5 protein-coding genes are annotated in these 8,780 nt (G+C 63.8%); 3 read left to right on the top strand and 2 right to left on the bottom strand.

Annotated elements, in window-relative coordinates; all coding sequences use genetic code 11:
* Positions 1 to 51: 51 nt before the first annotated feature.
* Positions 52 to 297, top strand: a complete 246-nt coding sequence (locus tag NKJ11_RS11090) for a MoaD/ThiS family protein (RefSeq protein ID WP_024501711.1) — start codon at positions 52 to 54, stop codon at positions 295 to 297.
* 514 nt (positions 298 to 811) lie between these two features.
* A complete protein-coding gene (locus NKJ11_RS11095; RefSeq protein ID WP_352793297.1) occupies positions 812 to 5,779 on the top strand; it encodes an autotransporter outer membrane beta-barrel domain-containing protein in 4,968 nt (1,655 codons plus the stop codon).
* 120 nt (positions 5,780 to 5,899) lie between these two features.
* On the opposite strand, the gene NKJ11_RS11100 is transcribed toward NKJ11_RS11095, so the two are convergent.
* Positions 5,900 to 6,256: a hypothetical protein gene (locus tag NKJ11_RS11100; RefSeq protein ID WP_352793298.1), complete on the bottom strand. Its 357-nt coding sequence runs from the start codon at positions 6,254 to 6,256 to the stop codon at positions 5,900 to 5,902.
* Between the two features lie 251 nt (positions 6,257 to 6,507).
* On the opposite strand from NKJ11_RS11100, the gene NKJ11_RS11105 reads away from it, so the two are divergent.
* On the top strand, positions 6,508 to 6,948 hold the full coding sequence (locus NKJ11_RS11105) for a lipid-binding SYLF domain-containing protein (RefSeq protein ID WP_352793299.1): 441 nt from the start codon (positions 6,508 to 6,510) through the stop codon (positions 6,946 to 6,948).
* A 3-nt stretch (positions 6,949 to 6,951) separates the two neighbouring features.
* Here the strand turns inward: NKJ11_RS11105 and NKJ11_RS11110 are convergent, their stop codons facing one another.
* The gene (locus NKJ11_RS11110) at positions 6,952 to 8,574 is read right to left on the bottom strand and encodes an ABC-F family ATP-binding cassette domain-containing protein (RefSeq protein ID WP_128304577.1); all 1,623 of its coding nucleotides are present in this window, start codon (positions 8,572 to 8,574) and stop codon (positions 6,952 to 6,954) included.
* Positions 8,575 to 8,780: the final 206 nt, after the last annotated feature.

Consider the following 8,780-nt stretch of genomic DNA (forward strand, 5'->3'; position numbering starts at 1 on the left):
GAAGCGGTTTTCGGATAACATCATGCTCCATCCCGAATAGGGGTCTCGCGAATGGTCGAAGTAACGCTCTGGGGCTCGCTCGCCGCGACCGCCGGAGGCAACAGCAAGGTCGAGATCGAGGCCAAGGACATAAGGGAGCTGTTCAGGAAGCTGGCTGAACAGTATCCCGGCCTCGAGCCCTTGATCGACAAGGGCATCGCGGTTGCGATCGACGGGACGATCTATCGCGATACGTGGTCGAAGAAGCTGCCGGAAGGGGCGGAGATTTTTTTGCTGCCGAGGCTGGCCGGGGGGTAAGGCGACAACTGACAGGGTAAAAAGTGCACTGCCGCCGTAATTTACACTGTCACCGTAATTCTACGAAGCGCTATTGCGTCCGACCGGGAGGAAGTCTGCTTCGTGCCTCATGTCGGTCATCGAACAGACTGTAGCCGCATCCCAGTAGCTGACATCGCTGAGGCCCCCGCGGCGACAGGGGTATGGCGTGAGGGGGAAATCCCGGTCCAGTGATGACGCTCTGTCCACCCGGCTTGCGCTGGGCAGCCTTCGAGCTCACTCGATGGGATCGCTGAGGGCCAGGAGCTCCGAAAATTTCCCTGCAGACCCATGCGGCGAGATTGTTCTCGCGATTCCGTAAGGTCTCTTTGATAAGCTAGATCTAATATCGACGTATTATCTGTCACTCAAACGTCGCAGACTTGATTTTACTGGTCACTGTTAGCTTCTTGGTAGCTCTCGTGACTATAAACGTCTTGCGGGCGAATAGCTTTCATGCTGCCTTCGGCGCACTCAGGAATCAGGGAGCTTAGGCATGGCGGAGCGGATTTTGGCGCGCGACGGGATTTGGGTTTTGCGCCTCGCGCGCTTGCAGCAGGACGTGTCGCTTCGCTGCTGCGCTTCCGCCCTTGCGATCCTTGCTGTCACACTCGCGCTGAATGTCGCGCCCGCTTGGGCCGATGGCGGCAATGGAAGCGGCGTAGGCGCCGGACAAGGGGGTGTGGACGGTGCACTAGCGGGTGCCACGGGTCAGAATGTCCCCAATGGCGCTACCGCCGGCGGCGGCGGTGGCGGCGTTGATCTCACGACGGGCAATGGTGCGCCCGGAGGGTCGGGATCGGGAAGCTCGACAGCCAACAACCCAAACGGCGTTGCCGGTGCGACTGGTGCTACGGGTCTGGTCATCTCCACAGACGGGACCATTGCAACCAGCATCAGCGGAGGAGCCGGCGCTTCGGGCTCACCTGGCACAAACAGCGTCGTCAGGAGCGGCGGCGGCGGTGGTGGCGGTGTGGGCGTCAGTGCCACGGCCGACGTTACGGTTACTGGCACAGGATCGGTGGTTGGTGGCACTGGTGGCCGAGGTGGGAACAGTGGCAACAGCGGCAGCGGTGGTGGCGGCGTCGGCATATTCTCGTCCGCAAATGTCGTTGTAGAGGCGGGCGGCAGCGTTACCGGTGGCACTAGTGGCTCTACAGTTGGGGCCCAAGCAGGCGGCGGCGGCGGCGCGGCTGCCATCGTCCTGATCGGCGGCGGGACAATCCAGAACAGCGGGAATCTGCTGGGGGGCGCCGGCGGAAGAGCCCTTCTCGGCGGCGGTGGGGACGGTGGCGCCGCTGTTCTGCTGCTCTCAGGTGGAACCGTCATCAACAATCAAGGTGCGACGATTATTGGCGGCAGTGGCGGCCAGGGCTCCTTGGCAGGCGGCGATGGCGCAGCGGGGATCAAGGGCGCCAACATCGCGGTTATCAATGCGGGCACGATTACAGGTGGCGCCGTCGGCGCGGGTGGCGGAACGCCGGTAGCCGGCAGAGCCATCCAGTTCACCGGCGGCGTCAATTCGCTGGAGATTCAGGCCGGCTCGAACATCACTGGCAATGTGGTTGCCTTCAGCAATGCCGATACTTTCAAGCTGGGCGGCGATACCAACGCCAGTTTCGATGTGTCGCAGATCGGCGCTGGCGCCAAATACGACAGCTTCGGACTCTATGAAAAGACAGGAAGGAGCACCTGGACACTGACAGGGACGACGACCGCCCTTACGCCCTGGAGTTTGAGCAGCGGGACCCTGCAAATTTCGAGTGACAACAATCTGGGCGCCTCCGGCGGATTGACCTTCAATGGAGGCACGCTGCAGACGACCGCCGACATCACCAGCGGCCGGACAATCGCCCTGACAGGAGGCGGAACGTTTCTGACTGATGTCGGCACGACCCTCACGCTCAGCAATGTCATCTCCGGCGCAGGCGCTCTCACGAAAGCCGGTGGCGGCACGATGGTTTTGTCGGGCGCCAACACTTACACCGGCGGCACTGTCATCAACAACGGCACGCTCCAAGTCGGCGATGGCGGCAGCATTGTCGGCAATGTCCTCGACGACAGCACGCTGGCATTCAACCGCTCAGATGCATTGATCGTCGGTGGTGCGATCTCAGGCAGCGGCGCGGTGGTTCAGCAGGGCTCGGGCAGCACGACACTGACCGGCCTGAACAGCTACAGCGGCGGCACGGTGATCACCGGCGGCACGTTGATCGGTCAAGCATCGAGCCTCGGCACCGGCGGAATCCTCAACGACGAAGCGCTCGTCTTCGACCAGCCGACCGACGCCACCTTTGCCGGCTCCATCGATGGCAGCGGCTCCCTTACCAAGCAGGGTCTTGGCAATCTGAGCCTTACGGGAACCAGCACTCTCAGCGGCCCGACGACGGTCGAGGCCGGCAAGCTTGTCGTCGAGGGTTCGCTTGGCAGCTCGCAGACAACGGTCAACAGCGGTGCGACGCTGGGCGGCTCCGGCTCGATCGGCGGCGCGGTCATCATCGCCGATGGCGGCATGCTGGCGCCGGGGTCCAGCCCTGGCACCCTCACGGTCGGATCGCTCAGCCTGAGCTCCGGCTCGATCCTTGATTATGAGCTTGGCCAAGCCGGCATTGTCGGCGGCGGCGTCAACGACCTGATCGAGGTAACCGGCAATTTGACGCTGGACGGCAGCCTCAACATCACTGACGTGGGCGGCTTCGGGCCCGGCGTCTACCGGCTGATCAATTATGGCGGCGCGCTCACCGACAACGGCCTCGAACTCGGCAATCTGCCGGCCGGCGTCACGACAGCCGACCTGACGGTGCAGACCTCGGTCGCCAACCAGGTCAATCTTGTTAGCAGCGTCGGTAACGACCTGTTGTTCTGGGACGGCGACGCGGTCGGCAATGCCAACAACAATCTGGTCGACGGTGGCAATGGTACCTGGACGGCGACAAGCCTGAACTGGACGACGAGCACCGGCCTGGTAACCGGCGCGATGAAGCCGCAGCCCGGTTTCGCCATCTTCCAGACACTTGGCGGTACCGTCACCGCCGACGACAGCGCTGGCGAGCTAGCGGTTACCGGCATGCAGTTCGCCGCCGATGGCTACCGCATCGTGGGCGACGCCATCACGGTTGCCGGCGCCGGTGGCGAGAGCATCATCCGGGTCGGCGACGGCACCTTGGCCGGAGCAGGCTATACCGCGACCATCGCCTCCGTGCTGACCGGGGCGAGCAGCCTGACCAAGACCGATGCTGGCACGCTGGTGCTTTCGGGCGCCAACACCTACACGGGCGGAACGATCGTCTCGGGCGGCGTGCTTTCGGTTTCGGCCGACAACAATCTCGGCGACGCCGCCGGCGACCTGACGCTGTCCGGCGGTACGCTGCGCAACACCGCCGTCTTCTCCTCGGCGCGCGATGTCACACTTTTGCCGGCCGGCGGTACCTTCGACACCGTGGCCGACCTGGCCTTGTCCGGCGCGATTTCGGGCGCCGGCAGCCTTGCCAAGACCGGCGCTGGCACCCTGACGCTGACCGGAACGAACAATTACGGCGGCAACACGCTGGTCAGTGCCGGCACGCTAGTCGGCAACGCGGCTTCGATCCGCGGCGACATCGGCAATGCCGGCACCGTCGTGTTCGACCAGACGGGAACCGCCAGCTTCGCCGGCGACATCTCCGGCACCGGCACGATGGTGAAGGACGGCGCCGGCACGCTGACGCTTGCAGGCACCTCCCTGCTCGACTGGACCATCGACCAGGGTGGCCTCGTCTCGGCGGCCGAGCGCTTCGGTGGCGATGTCTCTATCGGCGCGGGCAACTCCTTCACCTTCGACCAGGTCGCCAACGCCAGCTATGCCGGCGTGCTGTCGGGTGCCGGCACGTTCATCAAGGACGGCCAGGGCACCCTGGTGCTCGCGTCCGACAACTCAGGCTTTACCGGCGCCACATCGGTCAGCGGCGGCACGCTTGCCGCAGGCGCAGAAAACGCATTCAGTTCCTCCTCGCAGTTCTCGGTCGCATCAGGCGCCACGCTCGATCTCGCCGGCACTTCGCAGACCATTGCTGGCCTGACCAATGCCGGGACCGTGGGCATTGCCGGCAGCCTTGGAAGCAAGCTGACCGTCAGCGGCGACTATGTCGGTAATGGCGGCAATATTCTCATCGGCACCGCCCTGGGTGCCGACAACTCACAGACCAACATGCTGGTTATTGCCGGGGATACGTCAGGCACGGGCACGCTCCAGGTTGTCAATCTCGGGGGCGGCGGGGCGCAGACGATCGAAGGCATCAAGATCGTCGATGTCGGCGGCGTCTCGAATGGCAGCTTCTCGCTAAAGGGCAACTATACTTTCGAAGGCGATCAGGCGGTGGTCGGCGGTGCCTATGCCTACCGGGTGTACCAAGGCGGCGTCAGCACACCCGGCGACGGCGACTGGTATCTGCGTTCTGCCTTGCTCGATGGCGATGGACCCGGAACTCCGCTCTATCAGGCAGGCGCACCGCTGTACGAGGCCTATTCGGGCACATTACAGAGCTTCAACCAGCTGGGCACGCTACAGCAGCGGCTCGGCAACCGCTCGTGGACCATCGAAGCGCAGGGCGCCGACGGGGTCTCCGACGATGTGAAGGCCGAGGCCGGTATCGGGCTGTGGGGCAGGATCGAGGGCACCAGCGGCTCCTACGATCCGGAAAGCTCCACCACCGCAACGACATATGACACATCGACCTGGAGGCTGCAGACCGGCGCCGACATGCTTTTGTCCGATAGCGCGGCCGGCCAGCTCATCGGCGGCGTCGCCTTCCAGTATGGCACCGTGTCCGCCGACGTCTCGTCGGTCTTCGGCAGCGGGTCGATCGACAGCACCGGCACCGGGGTTTCCGGCTCGCTGACCTGGTACGGCGCGGAAGGCTTCTACCTCGACGGCCAGGCGCAGGTGATCTGGTACGACAGCAATCTCGATTCGGCGACCGCCGGACAGCGGCTCGTCGACGGCAACAACGGTGTCGGCTACGCGCTCGGCGTCGAAGCGGGCAAACGCATCATGCTCGATCCCAATTGGTCGCTGACGCCGCAAGCCCAGTTGGCTTGGTCGTCGGTCGACCTCGACGCCTTCACCGACGCCTTTGGCGCGAGGGTCACCCCAGGCACCAACGACAGCCTGCTTGGCCGCCTCGGCCTCTCGCTCGACCATCAGACGCAGTGGCAGGACCGCACGGGCCGCGCCGGCCACACGAATCTCTACGGCATCGCCAACCTCTATTACGACTTTGAGGATGGCTCATCTGTCGACCTCGCCGGCAGCACCCTTTCGAACCGCAACGAGCAACTCTGGGGCGGCCTCGGTATTGGCGGCACGATCAACTGGGCCGACGACAGGTTCTCGGTCTTTGGCGAAGCCATCGCCCGGACAGGTCTGGAAGACTTCGGTGACAGTCATGTACTGACCGGCTCGCTCGGCTTGCGCGTCAAGTGGTGACTTGCTTGGCACTTACTGGCTGATGTTGATTGCGCCATGACTGCTTAGGTCCAACGGCGGCTCTCCACTCGCGCCGCTTCGCAGCCCCGGTGCCTTTGGGGCCGGGAAGGCGCGGCAGGGCTATGGATACTTCGTCGGCGGCACGCCAGGGTTCAAATCGCCCTGCAGTTCCTTCGGCAGCGGCAAGCTCGAGCATTGCAGGTGCACCTCGCGGGCGAACAGTTTTCGTTGCTTCTGCTCATGCTCCTTGATGGCTGCGACGAGCCCCATCGAGTATGGACCAAGCAAGACGCCGAAACCCCACCCCGGATGCTCTTTCTCGCGAGCCTCGTAATCCGAAGCCGCCCTGCGGGCCTGCTGGCATGCCGGCGAAGCCCATTTCTGGTCCTGCTGCGAAAGCGACGCCTCATAGTCGACCGGGGAGGTCGCACACCCAGCCACTGCCGCAGCCAATGCGAGGCAGATTGCGATTCTCATCCGAAGCCTCTCCTAAGCCTTGTAAGGGCCTGCATAGACCTCTTCATCGCACAAGGCGATAGGTGCGGTCAGGCGCCTTCCCCACCCTTCGCAACCCGCCGCCCTCTCCCCGGCCCTCCAGCCGCCGGATTCGAACCCATGCCTGGAACCAAATCGCGGGGCCTGGAACCAAATCACGGGCGAGACTGTTCAGTTGTAACTTTGATCCGACGCTGCGGCCGGCAAAGCGGCTACATTGAGGAGTTCTCACCATGAAGATTTCATCCGGATTTCGTTCCATCGCGGTTGCCGCCATCGCCACCGCGGGCATCGGCTTTGCCAGCGCCGCGCATGCCGACAGCGGCACGATCCGCTTCGCCGTCTACAAGGCTGCCTTCTTTGTCGGTGGCTCCGGAGGCGAAGGAACGCTGACCTTCCATGGCCGCCGCTATCCCATCTCGGTCGGCGGCGTCTCGGGCGGTCTCGCCTTCGGCGTCTCCAAAACCTATTTCCAAGGCACCGTGCGCCACATCAAACGCGCACGGGATGTGACCGGGGTCTATGGTGCGGCGGGGGGTGGCGGCGCGCTTGGCAAAGGGGCTCAGGTGATCGTCATGAGCAACGACAAGGGCGCCCGGCTCGAATTGACGGGCAGGCAGGTCGGCCTGCAGGTCAACGCCGACCTCAGTGGCATGAGCATCTCGCTGCGGTAAGGGCTAGCTCCTCAACCCCGGCGCTTCCTGCCCCGTCCGCTCGACATATTCCGTATAGCCGCCGCCATAGGTGTGGATGCCTTCGGGCGTCAGTTCCAGCACGCGGTTGGAAAGCGCCGCCAGAAAATGCCGGTCGTGCGAGACGAACAGCATGGTGCCCTCGTACTGCGACAGTGCCGTGATCAGCATCTCCTTGGTGGCGATGTCGAGATGGTTGGTCGGCTCGTCCAGCACCAGAAGGTTGGGCGGGTCGAACAGCATCAGCGCCATCACCAACCGCGCCTTCTCACCGCCTGACAGCACACGGCATTTCTTCTCGATCTCGTCGCCGGAAAAACCGAAGCAGCCGGCAAGTGCCCTGAGCGGCGCCTGGCCGGCTTGCGGAAACGCGTCCTCCAGTGTCTGAAACACAGTGCGCTCGCCTTCCAGCACTTCCATCGCGTGCTGGGCGAAATAACCCATTTTGACACTTGGCCCGCGCGCGACCGTGCCGGTGTCGGGCTCGGAAGCGCCGGCGACCAGCTTCAAGAGCGTCGACTTGCCGGCGCCGTTGACGCCCATGATGCACCAGCGCTCGCGGCGGCGAACCTGGAAGTCGAGCCCCTCATAGATGGAGCGGCTGCCATAGCCCTTGTGGACGTTCTTCAGCGTGACCACGTCCTCGCCGCAGCGCGGCGCCGGCAGAAAATCGAAGGATACGGTCTGGCGGCGCTTGGGCGGCTCGACGCGGTCGATCTTGTCCAGCTTCTTCACCCGGCTCTGCACCTGCGCGGCATGCGAGGCGCGCGCCTTGAAGCGCTCGATGAAGGCGATCTCCTTGGCCAGCATCGCCTGCTGGCGCTCGAACTGTGCCTGCTGCTGCTTGTCGGCGATCGCGCGTTGCTGCTGGTAGAATTCGAAGTTTCCGGAATAGGCGGTCAGCGAACCGGCGTCGATCTCGACCACCTTGTTGACGATGCGGTTCATGAACTCGCGGTCGTGCGAGGTCATCAACAGCGCGCCGTCATAGTTTTTCAGGAAGGACTCCAGCCAGATCAGGCTTTCCAGGTCGAGATGGTTGCTTGGCTCATCGAGCAACATGGCGTCGGGCCGCATCAACAGGATGCGGGCCAGCGCCACGCGCATCTTCCAGCCGCCGGAGAGCTTTCCGACATCCCCGTCCATCATCTCCTGCGAAAAGCCGAGACCGTCCAGCACTTCGCGGGCGCGGCCATCCAGCGCATAACCGTCGAGTTCCTCGAAGCGGTGCTGAGCCTCGCCATATTTTTCGATGATCTCGTCCATCTGGTCGGCCTGGTCGGGATCGGCCATGGCTGCCTCGAGCGCTGCCATCTCGGCCGCGACTTCGCTTACCGGCCCGGCACCGTTCATCACTTCGGCCACGGCGCTGTGGCCTTCCATGTCGCCGACATCCTGGCTGAAATAGCCGATGGTGACGCCGCGATCGACCTGCACCTGGCCTTCGTCGGGCTGCTCCTGGCCGGTGATCATGCGAAACAGCGTCGTCTTGCCGGCGCCGTTCGGCCCGACGAGGCCGACCTTCTCGCCCTTCTGCAGCGACGCCGACGCTTCGATGAAGACAAGCTGACGGCCGTTCTGCTTGCTGATGCTTTCAAGTCTGATCATACGGTTTCCGGGGCTGAGCCTGCGATGAAAGGATTTGCCCGGCGCCTTACGCGAAGGATGGCCGCAAAGAAAGAGGCGCAAGCGCCGCATACAGCCGATCTCCCCCCTCGTGGCAGGGCTATCGCATATGGATTCTTGCGAAGAAGAACCCCCACCCTAACCCTCCCCACAAGGGGGAGGGAACGCTGCCGCGTGCCTTTAATTCT

The sequence above is a fragment of the Mesorhizobium sp. M0243 genome (assembly GCF_040321775.1).
Lineage (GTDB): Bacteria > Pseudomonadota > Alphaproteobacteria > Rhizobiales > Rhizobiaceae > Mesorhizobium.

Bases quoted from the DNA above. Each gene is read 5' to 3' on its own strand.
- NKJ11_RS11090 (WP_024501711.1), top strand. From the start codon at position 52: ATGGTCGAAGTAACGCTCTGGGGCTCGCTCGCCGCGACCGCCGGAGGC.
- NKJ11_RS11095 (WP_352793297.1), top strand. From the start codon at position 812: ATGGCGGAGCGGATTTTGGCGCGCGACGGGATTTGGGTTTTGCGCCTC.
- NKJ11_RS11100 (WP_352793298.1), bottom strand. From the start codon at position 6,256: ATGAGAATCGCAATCTGCCTCGCATTGGCTGCGGCAGTGGCTGGGTGT.
- NKJ11_RS11105 (WP_352793299.1), top strand. From the start codon at position 6,508: ATGAAGATTTCATCCGGATTTCGTTCCATCGCGGTTGCCGCCATCGCC.
- NKJ11_RS11110 (WP_128304577.1), bottom strand. From the start codon at position 8,574: ATGATCAGACTTGAAAGCATCAGCAAGCAGAACGGCCGTCAGCTTGTC.